The organism is Microbacterium sp. AG1240 (assembly GCF_003635115.1).
GTDB lineage: Bacteria > Actinomycetota > Actinomycetes > Actinomycetales > Microbacteriaceae > Microbacterium.
On sequence record NZ_RBXJ01000001.1, the window covers coordinates 1,683,470 to 1,706,123 of the forward strand.

22 protein-coding genes are annotated in these 22,654 nt (G+C 70.0%); 8 read left to right on the forward strand and 14 right to left on the reverse strand.

The window, feature by feature from the left end; all coding sequences use genetic code 11:
* The gene (locus DEU34_RS07970; RefSeq protein ID WP_121149538.1) at nt 1–918 is read left to right on the forward strand and encodes an AEC family transporter; all 918 of its coding nucleotides are present in this window, start codon (nt 1–3) and stop codon (nt 916–918) included.
* A gap of 102 nt (nt 919–1,020) precedes the next feature.
* Nucleotides 1,021–1,578, forward strand: a complete 558-nt coding sequence (locus tag DEU34_RS07975; protein ID WP_121149539.1) for an HdeD family acid-resistance protein — start codon at nt 1,021–1,023, stop codon at nt 1,576–1,578.
* Between the two features lie 49 nt (nt 1,579–1,627).
* Here DEU34_RS07975 and DEU34_RS07980 read toward each other — a convergent pair whose 3' ends face one another.
* Together DEU34_RS07980 and DEU34_RS07985 are read right to left on the reverse strand one after the other, a co-directional pair.
* On the reverse strand, nt 1,628–3,622 hold the full coding sequence (locus DEU34_RS07980; RefSeq protein ID WP_121149794.1) for a S9 family peptidase: 1,995 nt from the start codon (nt 3,620–3,622) through the stop codon (nt 1,628–1,630).
* Between the two features lie 2 nt (nt 3,623–3,624).
* Entirely contained in the window at nt 3,625–4,389 is a 765-nt protein-coding gene (locus tag DEU34_RS07985) for an SDR family oxidoreductase (RefSeq protein ID WP_121149540.1), read from the reverse strand.
* 121 nt (nt 4,390–4,510) lie between these two features.
* On the opposite strand from DEU34_RS07985, the gene DEU34_RS07990 reads away from it, so the two are divergent.
* The 4 genes from DEU34_RS07990 to DEU34_RS08005 all read left to right on the forward strand — a co-directional run bounded on the left by DEU34_RS07990 (nt 4,511) and on the right by DEU34_RS08005 (nt 7,363).
* Nucleotides 4,511–5,014, forward strand: a complete 504-nt coding sequence (locus DEU34_RS07990; protein WP_121149541.1) for an NfeD family protein — start codon at nt 4,511–4,513, stop codon at nt 5,012–5,014.
* Nucleotides 5,007–6,110 (forward strand): SPFH domain-containing protein, encoded by a 1,104-nt coding sequence (locus DEU34_RS07995; protein ID WP_121149542.1) that lies wholly within the window; start codon nt 5,007–5,009, stop codon nt 6,108–6,110. The genes DEU34_RS07990 and DEU34_RS07995 overlap by 8 nt, the downstream gene beginning before the upstream one ends.
* Nucleotides 6,107–6,895: a glycerophosphodiester phosphodiesterase family protein gene (locus tag DEU34_RS08000; RefSeq protein WP_121149543.1), complete on the forward strand. Its 789-nt coding sequence runs from the start codon at nt 6,107–6,109 to the stop codon at nt 6,893–6,895. Before DEU34_RS07995 ends, DEU34_RS08000 begins: the two co-directional genes overlap by 4 nt.
* Before the next feature lie 93 nt (nt 6,896–6,988).
* On the forward strand, nt 6,989–7,363 hold the full coding sequence (locus DEU34_RS08005) for an RNA polymerase-binding protein RbpA (RefSeq protein WP_116646666.1): 375 nt from the start codon (nt 6,989–6,991) through the stop codon (nt 7,361–7,363).
* A 44-nt stretch (nt 7,364–7,407) separates the two neighbouring features.
* Here the strand turns inward: DEU34_RS08005 and lnt are convergent, their stop codons facing one another.
* From lnt to DEU34_RS08035, 6 genes are all read right to left on the reverse strand, one after another.
* Complete coding sequence (gene lnt, locus DEU34_RS08010; RefSeq protein WP_121149544.1) at nt 7,408–8,940, reverse strand: apolipoprotein N-acyltransferase; 1,533 nt, start codon at nt 8,938–8,940, stop codon at nt 7,408–7,410.
* A gap of 45 nt (nt 8,941–8,985) precedes the next feature.
* A complete protein-coding gene (locus DEU34_RS08015; protein WP_121149545.1) occupies nt 8,986–11,469 on the reverse strand; it encodes an RNA helicase in 2,484 nt (827 codons plus the stop codon).
* Nucleotides 11,466–12,224, reverse strand: coding sequence for a twin-arginine translocase subunit TatC (gene tatC / locus DEU34_RS08020; RefSeq protein WP_121149546.1), 759 nt, complete (start codon nt 12,222–12,224; stop codon nt 11,466–11,468). Before tatC ends, DEU34_RS08015 begins: the two co-directional genes overlap by 4 nt.
* Before the next feature lie 63 nt (nt 12,225–12,287).
* The gene (gene tatA / locus DEU34_RS08025; protein ID WP_121149547.1) at nt 12,288–12,545 is read right to left on the reverse strand and encodes a Sec-independent protein translocase subunit TatA; all 258 of its coding nucleotides are present in this window, start codon (nt 12,543–12,545) and stop codon (nt 12,288–12,290) included.
* A gap of 76 nt (nt 12,546–12,621) precedes the next feature.
* Complete coding sequence (locus tag DEU34_RS08030) at nt 12,622–13,596, reverse strand: YafY family protein (protein WP_121149548.1); 975 nt, start codon at nt 13,594–13,596, stop codon at nt 12,622–12,624.
* On the reverse strand, nt 13,593–14,522 hold the full coding sequence (locus tag DEU34_RS08035) for a helix-turn-helix transcriptional regulator (protein ID WP_396652115.1): 930 nt from the start codon (nt 14,520–14,522) through the stop codon (nt 13,593–13,595). Before DEU34_RS08035 ends, DEU34_RS08030 begins: the two co-directional genes overlap by 4 nt.
* A gap of 161 nt (nt 14,523–14,683) precedes the next feature.
* Between DEU34_RS08035 and DEU34_RS08040 the strand changes: the two genes are divergently transcribed.
* Nucleotides 14,684–15,694 carry a linear amide C-N hydrolase gene (locus tag DEU34_RS08040; RefSeq protein WP_121149550.1) on the forward strand — a complete coding sequence of 337 codons (1,011 nt, stop codon included), beginning with the start codon at nt 14,684–14,686 and terminating at the stop codon, nt 15,692–15,694.
* A 25-nt stretch (nt 15,695–15,719) separates the two neighbouring features.
* Here the strand turns inward: DEU34_RS08040 and DEU34_RS08045 are convergent, their stop codons facing one another.
* Genes DEU34_RS08045 through DEU34_RS08055 form a run of 3 tightly spaced genes read right to left on the reverse strand, consistent with a single transcriptional unit; the run spans nt 15,720 to nt 18,349 of the window.
* Nucleotides 15,720–16,652 carry a hypothetical protein gene (locus tag DEU34_RS08045; RefSeq protein ID WP_147424025.1) on the reverse strand — a complete coding sequence of 311 codons (933 nt, stop codon included), beginning with the start codon at nt 16,650–16,652 and terminating at the stop codon, nt 15,720–15,722.
* 9 nt (nt 16,653–16,661) lie between these two features.
* On the reverse strand, nt 16,662–17,669 hold the full coding sequence (locus tag DEU34_RS08050; protein WP_121149552.1) for a tRNA (adenine-N1)-methyltransferase: 1,008 nt from the start codon (nt 17,667–17,669) through the stop codon (nt 16,662–16,664).
* A complete protein-coding gene (locus tag DEU34_RS08055; RefSeq protein ID WP_121149553.1) occupies nt 17,666–18,349 on the reverse strand; it encodes an HAD family phosphatase in 684 nt (227 codons plus the stop codon). The genes DEU34_RS08050 and DEU34_RS08055 overlap by 4 nt, the downstream gene beginning before the upstream one ends.
* Nucleotides 18,350–18,452: 103 nt before the next feature.
* On the opposite strand from DEU34_RS08055, the gene DEU34_RS08060 reads away from it, so the two are divergent.
* Nucleotides 18,453–19,322, forward strand: a complete 870-nt coding sequence (locus DEU34_RS08060; protein WP_121149554.1) for a PAC2 family protein — start codon at nt 18,453–18,455, stop codon at nt 19,320–19,322.
* A 39-nt stretch (nt 19,323–19,361) separates the two neighbouring features.
* On the opposite strand, the gene DEU34_RS08065 is transcribed toward DEU34_RS08060, so the two are convergent.
* The 3 genes from DEU34_RS08065 to DEU34_RS08075 all read right to left on the reverse strand — a co-directional run bounded on the left by DEU34_RS08065 (nt 19,362) and on the right by DEU34_RS08075 (nt 22,578).
* The gene (locus DEU34_RS08065; RefSeq protein ID WP_147424026.1) at nt 19,362–19,940 is read right to left on the reverse strand and encodes a hypothetical protein; all 579 of its coding nucleotides are present in this window, start codon (nt 19,938–19,940) and stop codon (nt 19,362–19,364) included.
* Between the two features lie 68 nt (nt 19,941–20,008).
* The gene (locus tag DEU34_RS08070) at nt 20,009–20,995 is read right to left on the reverse strand and encodes a hypothetical protein (RefSeq protein ID WP_121149556.1); all 987 of its coding nucleotides are present in this window, start codon (nt 20,993–20,995) and stop codon (nt 20,009–20,011) included.
* Nucleotides 20,996–21,120: 125 nt separating this feature from the next.
* Nucleotides 21,121–22,578, reverse strand: coding sequence for a serine/threonine-protein kinase (locus tag DEU34_RS08075; protein WP_121149557.1), 1,458 nt, complete (start codon nt 22,576–22,578; stop codon nt 21,121–21,123).
* Nucleotides 22,579–22,654 lie beyond the last annotated feature (76 nt).

The window sequence follows — 22,654 nt, forward strand, 5'->3', positions numbered from 1 at the left end:
GTGCTGAGCGTCCTGACGGGATTCCTGGTCGTCGGAGTGGCGATCGTGGTCGGATACATCGTCGGCCGGATCGACCTCCTCGGGCCGCACGCGCGATACGTGCTCAGTCGACTGACGTTCTTCGTCCTCTCGCCCTTCCTGCTCTTCGTCGTGCTCTCCCGAGCCGATGTCGCGACACTGTTCTCCGCGCTCCTTCCCGTATCGATGCTCGCGGCGGCGGTGATCTTCGCGATCTACGCGGTGGTGGCGAGATTCGTTCTGCGACGCGCAGTGGGCGAGTCGGTGATCGGAGCTCTCTCCGGCGGACTGGTCAACTCCAACAACATCGGCATCCCCATCTCGCTCTACATGCTGGGCAACGCCGCCTTCTCGGCGCCCGTCATCCTCTTCCAGCTGCTCATCGTGATGCCGATCGCCCTCGCCCTCCTCGACGCCGCCACCTCCGGCGCCCGGTCGGCCGGACGCATCCTTCGCCAAACGGCGCGCAACCCCATGCTCATCGGCTCCGCGCTCGGCGTGCTCGTCGCGCTACTCGACATCGACCTCCCTCCGATCGTCTTCGACCCGCTGACGCTCGTGGCCAACGCGTGCGTGCCGATCATGCTCATCTCATTCGGCATCTCACTGCACGGGCAACGCGTGCTGGCCACCGGCGGGCGCCGCGCCGACGTGCTGGTCGCCTCCGCTCTGAAGCTGCTCGTCATGCCCGTCGTGGCATGGCTGCTCGCACTCGCCTTCTCCCTCCCGGCCGAGCAGGTGCTCATCGTCGTCGTGCTCGCCGCCCTGCCGACCGCACAGAACGTCTTCAACTACGCCCAGCGCTACGACATCGGCGAGATCATCGCGCGCGACACGATCTTCATCACCACGCTCGGCTGCGTGCCCGTGCTGTTCCTCGCAACCCTGTTCCTCGGCTGACCGCTCCGGGGGCGATGTCGACGTGCATCGTCACGTCCCCCACTCCCCCGCCCGGGGGTCTACAGTGAGGGTGTTCTCAGCGTTCTCTCAGAAAGGCAGCGCATGTCCACGACCATCTCGTTCGACAAGTCCGCGGTGACGGCCATCCGCACCGCCCTCGGGATCGGTGGCGTGATCTCGATCATCGCCGGCATCGTGATCCTCGTCTGGCCCGGTCACGCCGCGGAGGCGGTGACCGCCATCATCGCCGTCTACGTCATCGTCGCCGGCCTCGTCTACGCCGGTCTGGGCGTCTTCTCGCGCACCCGTCAGGGGTGGTCGCGAGTCGGCCACATCGTGTTGGGCATCCTCTTCGTGATCGCCGGAATCGTCGCGCTGGTGAACCTCGCCGCGGCCACCGTCGGTCTCGCCGTCTTCATCGGCGTGCTGATCGGCATCCTCTGGCTGATCGAGGGCGTTGTCTCTCTGTCGACCCTCGGCGACTCGGGATCGAAGGGCTGGACGATCTTCTTCGCTATCGTCAGCATCATCGCCGGCGTCACGCTGCTCTTCTCGCCGCTCTACGTCGCGATCCTGTGGCTCTTCGTCGGCATCTCGCTGGTCGTGCTCGGCGTCTTCCAGGTGGCACGCGCCTTCACGTTCGGCAAGACCGTCCGCTGATCGGGTGAAAGACGAACGCCCCGTGACCTTGTCGCGGGGCGTTCGTCGTTCACTCGGCGACGGGGAGGTGGCGATCCCACCAGTCGAGGATGGCCTCGAACCGTTCCACACGGTGCCGGGGGCGTCCCGCCCGGGTCAGCTCGTGGTCCTCCCCGGGGAAGATGAGCATCTCCGCTTCCGTGCCCTGACGCTTCAGGGCGCTGTAGTAGCGGGTGGCCTGCTCGAGCGGGCACCGGAAGTCGAGCTCGGAGTGGATGACGAACGTGGGTGTCGTGACCTGGCCGACGACCGCCATCGGACTCTGCCGCGCAATGGCCGCCGGGTCGGTACCGACGTACTCGTGCCCGAAGAAGCTGCCGATGTCGCTGGTGCCGTCGAACGTGGCGGGGTCGAGCATCCCGCGCTCGACGATCGCACCGGCGAACCGGTGGTCGTGGGCGATCGTCCACGCGGTCATGTATCCGCCGTACGAGCCGCCCATCACACCGGTGCGCGAACCGTCGAGACGGGAGTCGGCGGCGAGCACACCGTCGAAGAAGTCCTGGATGTCGGTGTAGTCCACCGTGCCCATCGCCTGACGGATGGCCCGACCGTGCTCCCGCCCGTAACCGGCGCTCCCTCGCGGATTGCAGTAGACGACGGCATAGCCCGCGTCCACGAGCACCTGGGTCTCGTCGAACACGCGCACGCCGTACGACGAGTACGGCCCGCCGTGGATCTGCAGAAGCACGGGGAACGGCCCCTCGCCCTCCGGTGCGGCGACCCACCCGTGCACCGGATAGCCGTCGCGCGCGCTGATCTCGATCTCACGCGGCTCCACCAGTCCCGCTTCGCGAAGCACGGAGCCGAAGCTCGTCACGGGCCGCGCTCCGCCGTCGCTCACGACGGCGAGCTCGGAGAACGAATCGGCCATGCCGACCGCGACGACGAGGGTGTCGCCGGATGCTGCGTGTCCCGTCACATCGACGTCGCCGCCGAGCACCTCGGTCACCGTCGCGTCGCGCGTCACGCGCAGCAGTCGGACCCGACCGCGGGTGCGGTCCTGGACGACGGCGTCGTCACCGTCGACCGTGATCCGGCCGCCCGGTTCGCCCAGGTCGATCGTCTCGGGATCGGTGAGGCGACGCGGCTCGCCGTCATCACGGAGCAGCCACAGAGCGCTCCCTGGTGCGACGAAGTCGACGCGGCTCTCGCCGACATCGCTGGCGATCAGCCACACCAGACCGTCGGGCGAGACGGCGACGTCGTCGATCGAGAGCGATCGCTCCGCACCCACGAGCTCGCGCGAGCCTGACCCGTCGGCGGCCACGGCGACGAGACGATCGCGCAGGTCGGCGAAAGCGGCCTCGATCACGTCGGGGATGACGAGGATCGCGGCGCCGTCCGCCGTCCACGTCGTACCCGACCAGCTTGCGGGGCCATCGGTGAGCTGGACGGCGGATGCGGCTACGCGAGGCGTCTCGGGGGCCTTCTCGCCCTCCGCGAGAACCCGCGGGGCGGCGTCGTAGAAGGGTTCGCTCGTCGGGTCGGGTGCGGCGATGCGGAACAGCTGCGCCGGTCGATCGGCGATGTATCCGAGTCCATTCGCGTGCCAGCGGATGCCGGTGATGCGCCGGGGCGCCTCGTCGGAGGCATCCAGTCCGTCGACCGTGCCGTAGCGCCCGCGCTCGGCGACCCGGGCCGTGTACGCGAGGTGGGCGCCGTCGGGCGACCAGGAGAAGGCCAGCACCCCGGTCTCGGCATCGGTCGCCTGCACGGCCTCGCCGCCGTCGGCGGGCATGACGAACACCTGTGCGTGCCGCGCCGCGTCGGCGCGGAGGAACGCGACCCGCGTCGCATCGGGCGAGAGCTCCGGGCCGGAGTCGGCCGTGCCACGGGTGAGCCTGCGGGGCTCGCCGTCGGGCAGGTCGACGCGCCAGACCTGTCCGACGGCCCGGTTCGCAACGAGGTCGGGTCTCGACGTCGCGAAGACGGCTAACGACCCGTCGGGAGCGATCGAGGGGCGCCCGACGGAGACGAGGGACTCGATGTCGCGGGCGCGCACGGTCACTCCCCCTGGAACGAGTCGGTGTCGCCCACCAGACGGGTGTGGCCATCGGGAATCGGCTCCACCGCGGCGAGAGCGACCTCCGCGGCGAACTCCGACACGTTGTAGAGGCGTCCGGCCGACTCGCGGCGAGCCGAGATCGCGCCGGGGTTGGCGCGCTCGAGCAGGGTCGCGGTGATCGTGCCCTCGATCATGTCGCCCGAGACGACGACGAAGTCGATGCCTCGCTCTTCGAGCGCGGGGATGTGCTCGCGGAGGGCGTCCTCGCCGGCACGCTTGGAGCGGGCGACGGGCTCGTACTCCGGCATCGTCGGCGTCGTGCGGATGAAGTGCGCCTGGTGGCTGGTGACGAACACCACTCGCGCGCCGCGCCCCAGGAGGGGAAGGGCCGACTCGAGCACGCCCACCTGAGCGTCGCGGTTGAGCTTCAGCGCATAGTCCTCAGCCATGCCCGACTCCATGCCGCCCGACGCGTTCAGCACGAGCACGTCGAGGCTGCCGAACGTGCGCTCGACCTCGGAGAACATCGCCTGCACCGACGTCGGGTCGGTGAGATCGGCACCCACCACCAGCACCCGCACACCGAGTTCACGCAGCTCAGTGGCGAGCTTCTCGGCGCGAGGCGCCTTGTTGCGGAAGTTGATGACGACATCGGCTCCGGCCTCGGCCAGGTAGCGGACGGTGTCGGCTCCGATGCCGCGTGACGACCCCGTCACGAGGGCGGTCTTGCCCTGGAGCGAACCGGCGGCGAGAGGCTGGGACATGCGAGAACTCCTGGTCGAATCGAGGCGCGGCCGCGGGGATTCGACCTGTCATCAGCCTATCAACGGGCCCGGTCGCACCCCCGGATGTTAGGGTTCGAACACGAGCGGGAGAGGATGCCCGATGTTGCCGGATCTGACGCAGTACATCTGGATCGCCTGGCTGGTGCTGGTCCTGCTCTTCGTGATCATCGAGCTGTTGACCCTCGAGTTCACCTTCCTGATGCTCGCCGCCGGCTCTCTCATCGGGGGCCTCGGAGTCTTCCTCCTCGGCGGCCCGTGGTGGCTGCAGGTCGCGATCGCCGCCGCCGTCTCGGCGCTGCTGCTGTTCACGATCAGACCCCTCCTCCTGCGTGCGCTCCATCGCGGTGAGCCGCCGGCGCGCACCAACGTGGACGCGCTGTACGGGATCGGCGGTCGCGTGGTAGCTCCTTTCCTCGACGGTGCGGGCTCCGTCCGCCTCGACAACGGCGAGACGTGGACGGCCCGGTTCTCCGACGCCTCCCCTCATCCCGTCGTCGCGGCCGGCGACAGGGTGATCGTCGACGCGGTGCACGGCGCCACTGTCGAGGTCACGCCTGCTCCCCGCACGATCCCCCCGACAGAGAGTGAGACCAACGATGGTTGACGTAGGGGCCTTCATCGGCCAGATCTTCGTGATCGTCCTCCTGGTGGTGCTGGCGATCTTCGTGGTCGTGGTGCTGTTCCGGGCGATCCGCATCATCCCGCAGGCCTACTCGGGCGTGGTCGAGCGGCTCGGTCGCTACCAGCGCACGCTCAGCCCGGGACTCAACCTCCTCGTCCCGTTCGTCGACCGCGTACGTCCCCTCGTTGACATGCGGGAGCAGGTCGTGTCCTTCCCGCCGCAGCCGGTGATCACCGAAGACAACCTGGTCGTCTCGATCGACACGGTGGTCTACTTCCAGGTGACCGACGCCCGGGCGGCGACGTACGAGATCGCGAACTATCTGAGCGCGGTCGAGCAGTTGACCACCACCACGCTCCGCAACGTCGTCGGCGGCCTGAACCTCGAAGAGGCGCTGACGAGCCGCGACAACATCAACGGGCAGCTGCGCGTCGTCCTCGACGAGGCGACCGGCAAGTGGGGCCTTCGGGTCTCGCGCGTCGAGCTGAAGGCGATCGACCCACCGCTGTCGATCCAGGACTCGATGGAGAAGCAGATGCGGGCCGAGCGCGACCGTCGAGCGGTCATCCTCACCTCGGAGGGCTCGAAGCAGTCGCAGATCCTCGAGGCGGAGGGCCGCCGACAGGCGGAGATCCTTCGCGCCGAGGGCGACAAGCAGGCAGCCGTCCTTCGCGCGCAGGGCGAGGCGGAGGCCATCGAGATGGTCTTCAACGCCATCCACGTCGGCGACCCCGACGACAAGCTGCTGGCGTACCAGTACCTGCAGACCCTCCCCAAGATCGCCGACAGTGCCTCGAGCAAGATGTGGATCATCCCGAGCGAGTTCACCGAGGCGCTCAAGGGCATCGGCGACGCCTTCGGCGGGCGCGCCGCGGCCACGCCGGCCGCTGCGAAGGAGGGCGCCCGCGCCACCACCGCGGGCAGCAGCACGGCCCAGGAGGCCGTCGACGCCGCCCGCAAGGCGGCGAGCGAGGCCGACGACATCGCCGTGCAGGTGCGCAGCAGCATGCCCGGCGGCGCCGGCCAGTCGACGGTCGCCGACGCCGAGACGGCTCCCCCCGCGGGCCCGGCGGCGTGACGCACCCCTGGTTCGCGGGGGCATCGGTCCCCCGCGTCCTGGCCCACCGCGGCCTCGTCACCGCGGACGACGCGGCTCTGGGCGTCGTCGACAACTCCTTCGCCGCGGTGGCCGCAGCCCACGCCGCGGGCGCGCTGTACGTGGAATCGGACTGCCACCTGACGAGGGACGGCACGGTCGTGCTCTTCCACGACGAGGATCTCTCCCGCACGGTCGGGGATCCCCGGCAGGTCTCCGACGTCACGGTCCGCGAGCTCGAGGAACTCATGTCCGAGCGCGGGGGCCTCATCACGCTCGAGCAGGCGCTCGAGACCTTCCCCGACGTGCGCTTCAATCTCGACGTGAAAGCCGCCGCCGCGGCCGAGCACGTCGGACGCATCGTCGCGCCGTCGGCCGCGCGCGTGCTGCTCACGAGCTTCTCCGACGCCCGCCGCACGACGGCTCTGCGCGCGGCAGCCGCGGCGGGCGCGACCGTGCGGCCGGCCACCTCCGCGGGGCGCGAGACGATCGCCAAGGTGCTCCTGGCCGTCTCGCTGCGCTCCCGTCCGCTGGCCGAGCGAGCGCTGCGCGACATCGATGCGCTGCAGATCCCCGAGCGCCAGGGCGCGGTCCGCGTGCTCAGCCCGCGCCTGATCGAGACCGCCCACCGTCACGGCGTCGAGGTGCACGTCTGGACCGTGAACGATGCACCCGACATGCGCCGGCTCGCCGACATCGGCTGTGACGGTATGGTGACAGATTGCGCTGACGTCGCGCTGAGGATCCTGGGCCCCGCGTCACTCTGAGCATCGACTGTGAATGCGAACCGTTCACCCGTTGTTCGGATGGATCGCCCAGGCCGAGACGTTATACCTGATCAGCGACGAGAGGACCACACAATGGCAGACCGCAGCCTGCGCGGCATCCGACTCGGCGCCCAGAGCTTACAGAGCGAAGAGGGCGTCGTTTTCCATGACCGTACGAAGCACACGTACAACTGCACGTCCTGTGGACGTGACAGCACCCTGACGTTCGCCGCCGACGCGGAGGTTCCCGACAGCTGGGAATGCCGCACCTGCGGTGGCGAAGCACTGCGCCGCGTCGGCGACACGACCGCGACGGTCGACCACAGCGACGACAAGGCGGCCCGGTCCCACTGGGACATGCTGCTGGAGCGCCGCTCGCTCCCCGAGCTCGAAGAGCTGCTGGAAGAGCGTCTCGCCTTCGTCCGCGCCCGTCGCGGCGGCGGCGATGTGGAGCGCATCAGCGCCTGACGTTCCGTTTCGTCTCCTGACGCCGATCCCCTCGGGGGTCGGCGTCAGTTCTTTTCCCGGCGCACGAACGCGAAACCGCCCAGCACCACCAGCGCGAGCAGGCTCCCCCATCCGATCACGGCCTGCACCCCCGAGCCGATGATCGCGGCGGGGGTGAGCCCCTCGCGCAACGGCACGTCCGTGAGCATCGCCCCGGCGGTGTCTGCCGGCAGCGCGTCGATCGTCGAACCGTCGGGCGCGATCACCTGACTCGTTCCCACGGTCGAGATGTTCACCACCGCTCGACCGGTCTCGATCGCGCGCATGCGAGCGAACGCGAGCTGCTGCAGGTTCTCGTCGGTGTCGCGGAAGTCGGCGTTGTTCGTCTGGAACATGTAGACCTCGGCACCCTCACGGGCGCCGTCCCAGACCACGTCGTCGTAGATGACGTCGAAGCAGATGGCGAGGCCGACCCCGACGCCGTCGAGGTCGAAGAACGGAGCGTTCGTGCCCGGGGTGTACTCGCGCCCGATGAGGCCGATGAGGTCGGGGGCGAGCATGGCGTAGAAGTCTCGATCGGGCACGTACTCCCCGAAGGGCACGGGATGTGTCTTGTCGTGCAGGTCGGTCGCACCCTCTCCCGACCTCCAGAGCATCGACGTGTTGAAGATGTCGTCGCCGCGCGCGGTCGCCGCGTTGACGATCAACGGCGCATCCACGCGCGCGGACAGCGCGTCGAGCGTGGCCGCCGTCGCGGCGTTCGACAGCGGGTCGGAGTCGATACCGCCCTCCGGCCACAGCAGCACGTCGAGATCCTCTCCGAACAGAGGGGCGGATGCGGCGAGCTGAGCGTTCAGGATCGCCCCGCGCTCACGACGGTCGAAGTATCCGCTCGGGCCGTTCCCCTGCACGCTGCCGACGGTGAGCGTGCCGGCATCCGTCGTCGGGAAGGCGGGGACGACCAGGAGGAGGATCGCGAGCGCGGTGGCGGGCACCGCGGTGACGAGGGCGCGCCAGCGCTCCTCGCGGATCCACTGGATCACCGCGGCGACGAAGAAGACCATCAGGAAGGTCAGCCCGGTGACCCCGACCCACGAAGACAGATGGGCCAGCGGGCTCTCGGACTGGCTCATCCCGATCCGCCCCCAGGGGAAGCCGGTGTACGGCCACGAGCCGAGAACGAGCTCGCGCATCGTCCAGAGGCCCCCGACAAGCGCCGGAAGCACCAGAAGACGCCCGACGGGCCCCGGAAGCACCCGCGGCATCCAGCGGTAGGCGAAGGCGATCGGGATGGCCAGAGCCCCCATGATGACCGTCTCGAGACCGGCCAGCGCGAACCATGGCACCACGCCGAGGTAGCGCGAGGTCCAGTCGACGTGGGTGAACCAGAACGACGCACCGAAGAGCAGCCCGACGAGGAGCGCTCCTCCCGGGCGCCGCCCGATCACCGACACGAGCGAGAAACCGACGCCGACGAACGCGAGGGGCCACCACCCCACGTCGGGGAAGGACAGATCGAGAGCGAAGCCGCCGACCACGGCGGTGAGCGATGCGGCCCAGAGCGGGAGGACGGGTCGGACGGCCGGAGTTCGGGGCACGGATCTCACCCTAGATCGCCGCACCTGGGCGCACGCTGCGGCGCATCACACCGTCGCGTACGCGACGATGCCACGGCGCACCGCGTCGAGGGCCTTGCGCGCTGTCCCCGCGAGGCCGGGCTCGGCGACGAGCGAGATCTGGTCGAGCAGATCGATGGTCTGCTTCGACCAGCGCACGAAGTCCCCCGCCGCCATGTCGGCGTCGGCCAGAACGCGATCCAACGGAAGACCGCGGGCCCAGGAGTGCATCGCCGAAGCCAGGCCCGCCGAGATCGGCTCGGTACCCGGGAGGTGGTGGTCGCGTTCGAGATCGTCCAGCTGCTGCCAAAGTGTCTCGGTGTCGGACAGCACCTTCCGGAACGCCCCACGAGGCAGACCGTGTTCTCCCGGCCCCGCGTCGTCGCGGCGGGGTTCGTAGACGAGGCTGCACGCCAGGGCCGCCAGAGCCGCCGCATCCAGCTCCTTCCACAGACCTCGTCTCAGGCACTCCGCGATCAGCAGGTCGCGTTCGCCGTAGATGCGTCGCATCGTGCGGCCGGCCGGCGTCAACGTCGTGACCCCGTCGCGCTCGGCGACGTAGTCGAGGGCGTCGAGCACGTCGACGACGCGATCGAAGATGCGCGCGACCGTGCCGGTGCGCTGCTCGATCTGGCGTCGGATCTTGTCGGTGCTGCGCTTCAGCTTCCAGTACCGCTCCGCCCACCGGGCGTGACTCTCGCGGTCGGGGCAGGAGTGCGCGGGATGGCGCTGCATGCGCTTGCGCAGGCTCGACAGCTCCCGCTGCCGCTGCTCGCGCGTCGCGCGCGAGGCGGTCGCATCACGACGGTTGAGCTTCTCGAGGTCGGCGAGCTGACGCCGGATCTCGGAGTACTCGCGGAAGTCGCCCCGGTCGCAGGTCATCGCCTTCTCGTAGCCGGCGAGCGATTCGTCGGCGTCGCGCACCTGGCGGGCGAGCCCGACGACGGCGCGATCGGCCTGGAACTGTGCGAACGACGACTCCAGGATCTCGCGCGACCGCGCGCGTCCGAACTGGTCGATCAGGTTCACGGCCATGTTGTACGTCGGCCGGAAGCTCGAGTTCAGCGGGTAGGTGCGACGTGAGGCGAGCGCGGCGACCGACTGCGGCTCCAACGCCGCGGTCCACTGGATGACCGCGTGGCCCTCGACGTCGATGCCGCGGCGACCGGCGCGCCCCGTGAGCTGCGTGTACTCCCCCGACGTGATGGCGACGCGCGCCTCGCCGTTGAACTTCTCGAGCTTCTCGAGCACGACGGTGCGCGCGGGCATGTTGATGCCCAGCGCGAGGGTCTCGGTGGCGAAGACGGCCTTGACGAGCTTGCGCTGGAAGAGCTCCTCCACGACCTCCTTGAACGCGGGGAGGAGCCCCGCGTGGTGCGCGGCGACGCCGCGCTCGAGGTTCTCGCGCCAGTCCCAGAAGCCGAGCACGGCCAGGTCCTCCTCGAGGAGACTCCGGGTGCGTTCCTCGACCACCCGGCGGATCTCGTCGCGCTCCTCGGGAGTGGTCAACCTCACCCCCGAGCGGCGCACCTGCTGCACGGCGGCGTCGCAGCCGACGCGGCTGAAGATGAAGAAGATCGCGGGCAGGAGGTTGGCTCGCTCGAGGAGAGCGACCACTTCCGGGCGGTCGAGCCTCTCGATCCGCTGCGCGTGGGTGCTGCCGATCGGACGCGCGCCGCGCTGGGATGAACGCCCGCGCTGCGCCCCGTATCCCGCACGGCCGGAGCCGCGGCCGGCCTGAGCACGCCGGTTGTTCTCGTACGTCGTTCCGCCCGCGGAGCGCATGCGCAGCAGCTCCTGGTTGACCTGCGCGGTCGCGACCCCGGCTCGATCGTCGAAGAGCGGCAGCAGATCGCCCCGCACGAGCACGTGCTGCTCGAGCGGCACGGGGCGCGTCTCGGAGACGATGACGGCGGTATCGCCGCGCACGGTATCGAGCCAGTCGCCGAACTCCTCGGCGTTCGACACCGTCGCCGACAGCGACACCAGTCGCACGCTCGGCGGGAGGTGGATGATGACCTCCTCCCACACCGCGCCACGGAACCGATCGGCGAGGTAGTGGACCTCGTCCATGATCACGTACCGCAGACCTCGGAGGGCACCGGAGTCGGCGTAGAGCATGTTGCGCAGCACCTCGGTCGTCATCACGACGATGCGCGCGGAGCCGTTGATGTTGGTGTCGCCGGTCAGGAGACCCACCTCGTCGGCGCCGTAGACGTCGACCAGCTCCCGGAACTTCTGGTTCGACAGCGCCTTCATCGGCGTCGTGTAGAACGCTTTCTCGCCCGGCTCGAGCATCGCGAGATGGATCGCGAACTCCCCGACGATCGTCTTACCGGCACCGGTGGGGGCAGCCACCAGTACGCTGCGCCCCTCCTCCAGCGCCTGGCACCCGGCGATCTGGAAGTCGTCGAGATCGAACCGCTGGGATGCGGCGAAGTCCGCGGTCCGCGGGTGGCTCACGCGCTCGGAGGCGCGAGCGAACCGCTCGGCCGGGCTGAGCGAACTCACGCGGTGGCTTCCGGCGGGAGGAGGGTCTCCTGCCGCTTCCTGCGGCGACGGTCGAGCAGCAGAGTGAGAGCCGCCGCGGCGAGGTAGAGCACGATGAGGATGGCGGCGAGGCCGAGCATGCTCACGACGTCGGCCGCGGGCGTGGCCAGGGCCGAGAAGATCGTGGCGACGAGGATGGCGACGCGCCATCCCTTGAGGATCGCCATTCCGCTCATCACACCGGCGAAGTTGAGGGCGACGAGGAAGACCGGGAGCACGAACGCGACCCCGATGAAGATGAGCAGCTTGAAGACGAAGTCGTAGTAGTTCGCCGCCTCGAACAGCTGCGCCCCCTGCTCGGGCACGAAGGTGGCCATGAGCTCGATGATGTGGGGCATGATGAAGACCCCCATCACGCACCCGCCGAAGAACAGGGGCACGGCGGCGGCGACGAAGCCGATCGTGTAGCGCACCTCGGATCTGGTGAGCCCGGGCATGATGAACGCCCAGATCTGCCAGAGCCAGATAGGGGCCGAGAGAAGGAGGCCCAGCGCGAAGGCGATCCGCATGCGCAGATCGAAGCCGGAGGTCACGCCCGCGAAGTTGAGCGCGACGAGATCTGTGCCCCGCTGCTCCGCCACGATGCGGATGGGCTCGGTGAGCACGTCGATCACTGGTCCGGTGATGAAGAAGGCGACGACCATCCCGACGACGAGGGCGAGAGCGGCGATCATCAACCGCCGGCGCAGCTCGACGAGATGCTGGCCGAGCGACATGCGTCGATCGCGCCGCGGCTCACGCCCTCCCAGGCGAGGGGGCTCGGTCGTCACCACGACGGGTCAGGGCTTGGGATCGGCGGTACCGCGCGCGGGATCGGCGGCGATGTTCGACGCATCGCGAACCTCCGGCGCGACGACCGGCGTGGCGGTGGTCGGGTCGGCGGCGTCTTCCTTCTTCATCTCTTTGATCTCGCTGCGGAAGACGCGAGCCGACTGGCCCATGCTCTTCGCCAGAGCGGGGAGCTTCGCGGCTCCGAAGAGGAGGAGGATGACCGCGAGAACGATCAGGAGGTGCCATCCTGTAAGACCGGCCATGATTGTTCCCTTCCTCGAGGTGCTCGGCCAGTCTAACCCCGCCGACCGCGCTCCGGCCGATGACGCGACTGTGGGTCGCCTATGCGTCGTGCGCGTCGCGGTACTGCATCAGCGCGGCCCGGGCCCAGGCCGCGGCCGCCCGTCGGGCGGCGAGCGGTTCGAGGATCTCGACCTGTCCGCCCCGGCGGGCCGCGAGACGCTTCAGGCTGTGCTCGTCGGCGACGCGTACCGTCGCGACCGGCCTGTCGCCCGACTCGTCCACGACCGCGCGCTCCAGATAGACGCCGAGCAGCGGTGCGACCGCCGGGTCGTACCGCACCCGCGCGACCGGGTCGTTCTCGCCGGGTTCGAACAGCGCCGGCACGGGCTCACCGCCGTGCGTGATGGGGATGTCGGTCAGAGCCACATCGCTCACCCGCTCCAGGTGGAAGGTGCGCACCGCCTCGCGAAGATGGCACCAACCCTGCAGATACCACTGGCCGCTCGCGATGTGCACCTTCACGGGGTCGACCGTGCGCGTGGTGGCCGCAGCATCCGGGGCGCGATACGTGAACGACACGGCGACGCCGCGGCGCAGGGCGTCGGCGACCACGTCGCGCACCCCGTCGACGGGACCGGGCGCCACGATCACGTCGGCGGGGGCCGTCGCCGCACCGCGGGCGAGCTTGGCGAGCAGCTCCGTGACGAGGGGGCTGTCGCCCACACCCGGCAGAGTGCGGGCGAGCTGGAGTCCGGCGAGGAGCGCAGCCGCTTCTCGGGCGCTGAGCTTCGGGGAGCGCTCGAGTCCGACCGTGTTGGTGATGACGATGAGGTCGCGTTCGTCGAGCAGGTCCCAGTTGATGTCGAAGAGGTCGTGGGGCAGCTGCCAGAAACCGCCGTCTCCCGGGAGACCGATGACGGTGAGCTTCTCGACCATTGCCCGCATCTGGTCGGGGGTGACGTCGAATTCGTCCGCCGCCTCGGCGATCGACACCTCGCCCTTGCCCACGAGGTAGGGGACGAGTTGGAGCATGAGGGCGGCCCTATCGGTCGCGACCAAGGAACGCGCGCTCATGACAGCCCTCCGTGCAACGCCAGAGCGGCTTCGAGCCGCCGGATGACCTCGTCGCGCAGCTCGGCGGGCTCGACGACTCGCACCTCGGGTCCGTACGACGCGATCTCGTCGGCGAAGACGTGCACGTCGACGTAGGGAACGCGGATCTCCTGCCCCTCCGTGCTCGCGCGACGGCGCAACCGCAGCGCGGCCTCCGTTCCGGGGTGAACGGCCAGCAGCGCGCTCTGACGCGACGCGAGCTCGCGGAGGCCGGCCAGTCCCCGCTCCCCCGCGTCGGCGCGCAGGGCGGGATCGAACGACTCCTTCGTGACGACGACGTCGCCGATGATGCGCGAGAGGAGGAACGTGCGCTCGGCCTCGACGCCCAGGTCGATCCCGAACACGTGCCAGCGCGCCTCGTACTCGACGAGGGCGAGAGGACGGATGCGGCGAACCCGGGCGGTCTGCTCACCGGGACGCAGGTAGGGGAACTCCACCACGCGGCTCAGCTCGATCGCGCGCTGCAGGGGCGGGAACGACGCGTCGCGCAGACTGATCCGCGGCGCGTATCCGATGATCGGTTCGTCGACCTCGATGCCGAGCGCCCGGATCTTCCGCAGCCCGCTGCGGGCGTCGGCAGAGAGCGATTCCGAACCCCACACGCCCCCGGCGAGGTTCAGCAGAGCGACCTCGGCGGGGGTGAACTCGATGTCGTCGGGGAGCTCGTACTCCGCCGTCGGAACGCGGTACCGGGCCTCGCGGAGGTCGTCGGGATCGGCGTAGTCGCCGATGGTCTCGATCGGCACCCCGAGCCCGCGGAGGTTCTCCTTGTCGCGTTCGAACATCTTCTCGAGCGCGTCACGGGAGGCGCCCGCCTCGGACTGCTCCCGGTAACCCGCGACCGACGACAGGATGGTGTCCTTGGTCAGTCCCTGCTCGGTGGCCATGAGAGCGACCACGAGATTGACGAGGCGCTCTTCCGGGGCGTTCTTCGAGGCGGGAGAGGGCACGTCTTCATCCTACGGGCGGGACGGTTTCCCGTGGCCGTCGAGGTGTAGCCTGACGCCCGAATGCGCCAGGACGGGTGCGCGACGGGAGGGGTCGGGACATGTGCACGAGTTTCCAACTGCGGGCCAGGGACGGCAGCGTCTGCGTCGCGAGGACGATGGAGTTCCCCGACATGCTCGGTGCCCGGCTGACCGTGATCCCGCGCGGGCTCTCTCTGACATCGACGGCTCCCGCCGCCGTCGGTGTCTCGTGGATCAGCCGGTACGGCGTCGTCGGGATGGATGCCATCGGCACCCCGCAGCTGCTGACCGACGGCATGAATGAGGAGGGCCTGTACGCCGGGGCCCTCTACATGCCCGGATTCGCCTCGTACGAGGACCCGGGCGACGACGCGTCGACGACGCTCGACGTGCTGGACGCCGTCGTGTTCGCCCTCACCACGTGCGCGACGGTCGCAGAGGTCTTCGACGTTTTCGCCGGTATCCGCGTGTGGGGGCGGGAGAATCCCCTGATCCAGGGCGTGCCGCCCCTGCACCTCGTGCTGCATGACGCAACGGGTGCTGCCGGGGTGATCGAGTTCGAGGACGGCGCGCAGCGGCACCGTGACAACCCCCTCGGCGTCGCGACGAACGCCCCGTACCTCGATTGGCACCACGAGAACGTGCGCAACTGGCTCCCCCGCCTCACCGCCGCCAATCCCGCGCCCGTGTCGATCCGCGGCGTGGAGTTCGCTCCCCTCTCCCAGGGGCAGGGCTTCGTCGGTCTCCCCGGCGACTCCGGAAGCGCCGGACGGTTCCTGCGCGCAACCGCCTACGTCATGACGCTGCAGCCACCCGCCGACGCCGACGCCTTGGAACAGCTGAGCCTGCACGCCATCAACAACTTCGACATCCCCGTCGGCATGATGAGCGGCGTCGGTGGCACGGGCCTCGAGCAGGACGACCAGACGAAGTGGTCGAGCATCGCGAGCCTCACCGCGCGTCGCTACATCGTGCGCACCCAGGCGAACCCCACGCCGCTGGCGGTCGACCTCGATACGACCGAATTCACCGGCGACGCGCCGCGGCAGATCGAACTCGCGGCGGGTGGTTTCGCGTCCGTGACGGTGTGACCGGCGCGGCGCTGCCGGACGGGTTCTAGCCGACTCCGAGCACGTCGATCACGTAGACGATCGCGGGCTGGGCCTGCGCAGCATCCGCGTCACCGGCGGGCTGGACGACCATCAGCTGCGAGCCGGCGGGCTGGCCGCGCAGGGCGTCGGCGATCACCGGCGGCAGCGCGTCGAGCGTCTGGCGCAGCGGCGCGGAATCCCAGGTGGTGTTGACGGTGGTCTTCGGGTCGTCCCAGTCGACCGAGGTGAAGGCGAACAGCACGCTGTCGTCGTCGTTGACCTCGGCGCCGTCGCCCTTCTTCAAGACCTGGACGACGGGCTCGGTCGGCGCGTCGGCGTCGGGGACGATGATCCCGGGACGGCCGTCGGGCGCGCGGACGACCGTGGGAAGGCCGCGGGCGTCGTTGTACTGGTCGGAGCCTTCGGCCTTGGGCAGGTAGACCTTGCGGACGTCCACGACGGCGACCGCCGATTCGCCGTCCTCGAGTCCGAGGCCCGCCACGGCATCGGGCGAGATGCCGTCCGGCGGCAGCGCGACGACGACGCGCGAGCCTTCGCTCGCGCACATCAGCGCCTCACCGAACTGCGGGAACGTCTGCTCCCACTGCGTCAGGCTCAGCGGTCGACTGGTGTCGCCGGTGTACGAGGTCGCCACGAGCGGCTGACCGGTCTCGCCGCTGACGAGGGAGAGGTCGAGCACCACGAGCTGTGAGTCGGTCGTGATCTGCGGACCGTCGCCGGTCTCGAGGTCGTACGAGGTGGTCTCGGCCACGTGGAACGGGGCGCGGAGCTCGATGTCGGGCGCGGTGTCGACCGCGCCCGAGACGTCGATCAGGTCTGACGTCGTCGATGACGAGGACGGACGCGGGCACGAGGCGTCGACGGAGGTCGACGCACAGCCGACGAGACCCGCCGCAGCAAGAGCGGTCACAGCGACGATTACCGGGATTCTGCGCACCGGGACAGTCTACGGGTTCGTCTCCTCAGCATCCTGCCCCGCCTGCCGCACACCGTCGGCCGCCTTCTGCGCTTCGCGCACCCGCTTGCGGAGGTTCTTGTCGGTGATCTGACGGTCGCCGACCGCGCCGGGGGTCCACAGCTCGACGTCTTCGTCGCCGTAGCTCGATTTCGACGCCCGCCGCTTCTGCTCGGGAGCGACGGCACCCGGTGCCAGACGGCGCGCGGTGAGGAGGAATCCGGTGTGGGCGATCATGCGGTGGTCGGGACGAACCGCGAGCCCCTCGACGTGCCAACCGCGCACCATCGTCTCGTTCGCGTCGGGCTCGGTGAACAGGCCCGTCGCCCGGATGAACTCCGCCACGCGGCTGAGCTGGGTCGCGGTCGCGACATAGCAGAGCACGACACCGCCCGGCGTCAGGGCGTCGGCGACCACGTCGATGCATTCCCACGGCGCCAGCATGTCGAGCACCACACGGTCCACCGACGCGGGGGCGACGGCCTCGGGGAGCGCCTCGACGAGATCGCCGACGACGACGTCCCACGTGGCCGGGGACTCTCCGACGTAGGTCTCGACGTTGGCACGGGCGACCTCGGCGAACTCCTCGCGGCGTTCGAACGACACGAGCCGGCCGGTCGCCCCGATCGCCCGGAGGAGCCAGAGCGAGAGCGCCCCGGAACCGACGCCGGCCTCGACGACCACGGCGCCGGGGAAGATGTCGGCCTGCGAGAGGATCTGCGCGGCATCCTTCGGGTAGACGATCGCGGCTCCGCGGGGCATCGACATCACGAAGTCGCGCAGGAGCGGCCGGAGCGCGAGGTACTCGTGGCCCGAGCTGTTCACGACCACGCTGCCGTCGGGCTGCCCGACGAGGGCTTCATGACGCAGCACGCCGTGGTGCGTGTGGAGTTCTCCGCCCTCGCGGAGGGTGATGGTCGACAGGCGGCCCTTGGGGCCCGTCAGCTGCACGCGGTCGCCGACGCGGAAGGGTCCGCTCAGCCGGGGGATCTCGCTCATCGTGCGTCCACCGCTCGCGCATGAGCGGCGTGCAGATCGGCGAGATCGGCAGCGGTGCGTCCCTCGAGGCTGGGCCAGAGCTCGTGCGCGCCCACGCCCTCGAGCGGCAGCATCAGAGGAACGCCGAGGCTGACGGCTCCGCTCGCCACGGCTGATCGCAGACCGTTCGGGGAGTCCTCGATCGCAACCACGTCGGCGACGTCGACTCCGAGCGCCTCGCAGGCCTGGAGGTAGGGGTCGGGGAAGGGCTTCGGGCGACGCGCGTCATCGCCCGCGATGACGACGTCGAAGGCGTCGAAGTCGATCAGGTCGACGACCGTATCGGCCATCCTCCGCATCGACATCGTCACGAGGGCGGTCTTCACGCCCTGCGCCCTGAGGTCGGCGAGCAGCTCGCGCGCGCCCGGGCGGAAGGGCACACCGGTCTCGGCCAGGCGCGCCATGACCGAATCGGTGAGGTGATCGACGATCTCGGGGACGCTCAGGCGCACCCCGGCCGCTTGGAAGATGCGCGCGGCGTCTTCGAGGCCGAGGCCGACGAGGCCCAGCGCCTGCTCGTGCGACCAGGTGCCGCCGTAGCTCTCCACGAGCGGCGTCTCGGCCGCCATCCAGTACGGCTCGGTATCGACGAGCGTGCCGTCCATGTCCCACAGGACGGCCGCGGGCATGGTTCTGGTCATCCGTCCATCGTAACGGGGACGACCCTCGCGCCCGGGGCCGCGGGCCGCTCCGAGGGGAGAAGCACCTATCCTTGATGCATCCCGTCCCGGCAGAGGAGGTTGCGTGGAAGCACTGGGTCGCCGAATCATCGTCTGCGCGTTCGACGGATGGAACGACGCGGGCGAAGCGGCATCCGCCGCCGTCTCGCTCCTGCGCGAACAGGGCGAGTACGAGCCCGTCTTCTCCGCCGATCCCGAGCTGTACTTCGATTACCAGTACACCCGCCCCCACATGGTCGCCGACGGCGACGGCGGGCGGAGCCTGCGCTGGCCCGAGGCCACGCTGTACCGCCCCATCCGCACACAGCGCGGTGCGACGCAGCTCTGGGTGCTCACCGGGGTCGAGCCGGCCCGCGCGTGGCAGGCGTTCGCCAGCGAGTTCGTCGACGTCGCCCTGCGCGAGGACATCACGGGCTTCGTGTCGCTGGGCTCGATGATGTCGGACGTCCCGCACACGCGACCGATCTCGATCTTCGCGGGCAGCGACAACGAGAGCGTCCGCGATCAGCTGGGCCTGGAGCGCAGCACCTACGAGGGCCCCGTCGGCATCCTGTCGGTGCTCGGCAGTGCCGCGGATGCCGCGGGCATCCCGTCGGCGAGCCTGTGGGCGAGCATCCCCCACTACGTCGCGGGGCACACCCCCTCGCCGAAGGCGACGCTCGCGCTCCTCGACAGGCTCGAAGACGTCACCGGCGCCGAGGTGCCGCGCGCGACCCTCGCCGCCGACGCGGCGGCGTGGGAGGCGTCCATCGACGCCGCCGCCGCCGACGACGAGGAGATGACCGACTACATCCGCCAGCTCGAGCAAACCCGCGACACGTGGGACTCCCCCGAAGCATCCGGCGACGCCATCGCGCAGGAGTTCGAGCGCTACCTGCGCCGGGGCGGCGACGGACCGACGAAGCCCGGCAGGGACGACCCGCCCCGACGCTGAGCCCGCGGTCGCCCCGCCGACCTCTGCAGGGGCGCGACCTCAGGCGGCGAGTCGTCTCCTGGCGCGACGGCGACGCACGGCGAGCAGGGTCCCGAGCACCGGCATCCCCAGCGCGAAGATCCAGAACACGACGATCCCCACCACCCAGGTGGCGAAGGCCGCCGCAACACTGCCTTCCGTGGCACGGACCGTCTGTTCGGTGACCGGCGCAAGACTCCCGACGGCACCGTGCTGGACCGCGCGCGGTCGGTCGTCGAGCACGACCAGGAAGTCGAGCTCGGCGGGGTAATCCGACGACGGCGGGAATCCCCACTGCTCGTCCCCCGAGAATGTGACGGTCCCTCCCCCGTCGGGGATCGTGACGTCGTAGAAGCTGCTGGTCTTCGGCATCCCCGATGTCGTGTCGACGTCACCGAGCGTTCCGGTGGCGACGACGGTGCGGCCGACCACGTCACGCTCCAGCGCCAACCGGTCGGATGCGGCATCCTTCGCGAGTCCGAAGATGCCGAGCATCACGATCGAGGGGATGAGAAGCAGTCCGAATGCGGCCCAGACCGGCCACGACGGGAACGGCAACCTGGTCGACCGAGGCGCGGGGACCGGTGGGAGGGCGTTCACGGGTGCCCCTGACGATGCTCGACGCGACGGAAGAGGAGACCGGTGAGCGCGGCGATGATGGCGATCACTCAGCCGTTCGCGCCGAAGACATCGGTGCCCTGTTCGGTGAAGACGGTCACATCGCGCAGGCTCCACGCGTCGCGGAAATGGTCGGCCTGGATCTGCGCGCGCGCAGAGACGACGGAGTCGGCGGTGAGGTCCAGCGGCAGAAGGGCCCCGTCGGGAGCGAGCGCGGGGAGGAGGTACATGTCGACGACGTCGGTGCTGGGGATGAAATACAGAACCGACCCCCAGTCCGGCCCGGCCGCGGCCTTCATCGGCATGTCGGCGCGGGCCAGGCGCGTGCCCTGCACGTACTTCTCCTCACCGCCGACGGAGTTGACCGCCTCGGGTGCGGAGATCGAGGGAGTGATCGTCGACGCGGCGGGGTCGTAGCCGTTGGCGGTGAGGATCTGAATCAGCTGCGGCGTCACCGCCGTCGGCCGCACCCCTGCAAGGAGCCCTTCGTACCCGACCGTGTACCGCATCGTGAATCCGGTCGAGGCGAGCGAGCTCGAGCCCAGCTCGATTCCGTCGATCTCGCCCATGTCCGTCCAGGTGGCGACGCCTCGAGCGATCGTCGACGCATCCATCTCCGATGAGATCGGCAGTCTCAGTCGAGGACCCGCTTCGTTCGAACCGACCTGCGCGATGCCGAGCGCGAAGGCTGCCTCGATGTCGTTCGCGGCGGCCTCGTTCGACACCACTTCCCTCACCCCGGACGCGTCGATGAGCTCGAGCGCTTCGAGGGTGGCCGCCTCGGCGCGCGCGGGATCATCGATCGCGAACTCGATCGTGAGCTCGTACGAGCTGATGGTCTGGCTCACGTCGGCGAGCCCGTCGACCTGCTCGAGCTGCTCGCGCAACGTGGTGGCGGAGGACTGCAACTCGTCGCGATAGGTCGGCGGGTCCGGCTCGTTCGTGCAGCCGCTCAGAACGAGCGTCCCGGTCAGGACGATCCCCGCCGCGATCAGCGCCGCTCGTGCGCCCCCGCATGTCTTCTTCGAGTTGCGCACATTGATTCCGTTCGTCGCGGCCCGGTCAGGACCCCGAACGACCCTATCGGCACGATCGGCGGTGGTCGGCCGACGACGCACCCGATCATCGCGCACCGCGCGGCCTCCGCGCGGTGTGGCGGGTGTCAGGGGTTCTTGCCGGGCTTCGTCTCCTGCTTCGCCGTCTTCTCGGCGGCGCGCTGTGCTTCCGCAGCGGCTTTCGCCGCGTCGCGCTCCTCAGCCCTGTGGGCGTTGTCGGCTGCGACCTCCGCGGCGCGGTCCGCGCCGTTCGATCCGCCGGGTGGAACGGCGGGCGACTGCACCGGGGAGGTGTCGCTCGGGGCGGGCGGCGGCGCCTGGCCGTTCCCACCGGTTGCCGTATCTGTCTCGCTCTGACCCGGGTCGACCACGACGCCGTCCACCGGTACCACCGTCGACGGCTCGCTCGTGCCCGACTCGACCGTCTCGACGTCGAGCCCGGATTCCGTCGCCGGCGCCTCCGAAGGGACGGTGTCGACCGCGACCGTCTCGGCGGGCGAGGGCACCGCGGCCCCGGGGCCGCCGAAGAGCCAGGCCCCGAGAACGATCACCGCGGCGGCGGCGGTCGCTCCCCCGGCGATGGCGAGCCCGTGCCGGTGCAGCGGACGGCGGGATCGTCGACGGGCAGCACGTGAGGCGGGCGGTGCGAACTCGGTCGTCCGTGCCGCCGGCACCGGGACGGGCGTGACCACCGGCGCGACGGCTGTGGCCGCCGTCGGCCGGTTCTCGACGTGCTCGAGCGCCGCGGCCGCCGTTGCGACCTCCGATGCGGTCGGCCTCTGCGCGGGATCGAGGGCGGTCATCCGTCGCAGCAGCCCGCCCCACTCGTCGCCGAGCGAGCTCGGGACCTCGGGCGAGGAGGTCACGCGGGTTACGAGCGACTCGACGCCGCCGATCGCGCCGAAGGGGCGTTGACCGGTGAGCGCCTCGATCACGAGCAACCCGAGAGCGTAGATGTCGGCGGGCGGAGCCGGGGGCTCCCCCTTCACCTGCTCGGGGGCGAGGTAGGCCATGGTTCCCACGACGACGCCGGGGGTCGTGAGTCGCGAACTGTCGACGAGGTACGCGATACCGAAATCCGCCAGGCGCGCCCTGCGCGGCCTCCCCGGCAGGGTGGGGGGCGAAAGGAGCACGTTCGACGGCTTCACGTCGCGATGCACGATGCCGGCGGCGTGCACGACGTGGAGAGCGTCGGCGAGCTCGACGGCGAGCCGCGCGGCGTCGCGCGGGGCGAGTGGCCCTTCGCGCAGCACGCCGGCGAGGGTGGGCCCGTCGACGAGCTCCATGACGAGGTAGCTCACCCGTCCCGGCGCGATTTTCGCATCGAACAACGTCACGAGCGAGGGATGACTGAGGGAGGCGAGAAGCCCCATCTCTCCGCGGGCGCGCTCGAGAGCCGAGGCGTTCTCGGTGCCGTCGCGCATGACCTTGATCGCGACCGAGCGTCCGAGCGCGAGGTCGAAGCCGCGGTGAACGCGCGCCATGCCGCCCTCGCCGATGCATTCCTGCAGTTGGTAGCGACCATCCAGCAGCGCCTCGGTCGGGGCGTCGTCGTCGGGTGTCATCGATGGCCCTCCACGGCGTCGCGACGGGTGGCACGCGCCACCGCCGAACCTATCCGTAGGAGGCTCACAGAATCCG

Coding starts and splice junctions, on each gene's coding strand:
- DEU34_RS07990 (WP_121149541.1), top strand. CDS start 4,511: ATGTTGCCGGATCTGACGCAGTACATCTGGATCGCCTGGCTGGTGCTG.
- DEU34_RS08005 (WP_116646666.1), top strand. CDS start 6,989: ATGGCAGACCGCAGCCTGCGCGGCATCCGACTCGGCGCCCAGAGCTTA.
- DEU34_RS07975 (WP_121149539.1), top strand. CDS start 1,021: ATGTCCACGACCATCTCGTTCGACAAGTCCGCGGTGACGGCCATCCGC.
- DEU34_RS07985 (WP_121149540.1), bottom strand. CDS start 4,389: ATGTCCCAGCCTCTCGCCGCCGGTTCGCTCCAGGGCAAGACCGCCCTC.
- DEU34_RS08040 (WP_121149550.1), top strand. CDS start 14,684: ATGTGCACGAGTTTCCAACTGCGGGCCAGGGACGGCAGCGTCTGCGTC.
- DEU34_RS08075 (WP_121149557.1), bottom strand. CDS start 22,578: ATGACACCCGACGACGACGCCCCGACCGAGGCGCTGCTGGATGGTCGC.
- DEU34_RS08055 (WP_121149553.1), bottom strand. CDS start 18,349: ATGACCAGAACCATGCCCGCGGCCGTCCTGTGGGACATGGACGGCACG.
- DEU34_RS08030 (WP_121149548.1), bottom strand. CDS start 13,596: ATGAGCGCGCGTTCCTTGGTCGCGACCGATAGGGCCGCCCTCATGCTC.
- DEU34_RS08035 (WP_396652115.1), bottom strand. CDS start 14,522: ATGGCCACCGAGCAGGGACTGACCAAGGACACCATCCTGTCGTCGGTC.
- tatC (WP_121149546.1), bottom strand. CDS start 12,224: ATGTCGCTCGGCCAGCATCTCGTCGAGCTGCGCCGGCGGTTGATGATC.
- DEU34_RS07995 (WP_121149542.1), top strand. CDS start 5,007: ATGGTTGACGTAGGGGCCTTCATCGGCCAGATCTTCGTGATCGTCCTC.
- DEU34_RS08050 (WP_121149552.1), bottom strand. CDS start 17,669: ATGAGCGAGATCCCCCGGCTGAGCGGACCCTTCCGCGTCGGCGACCGC.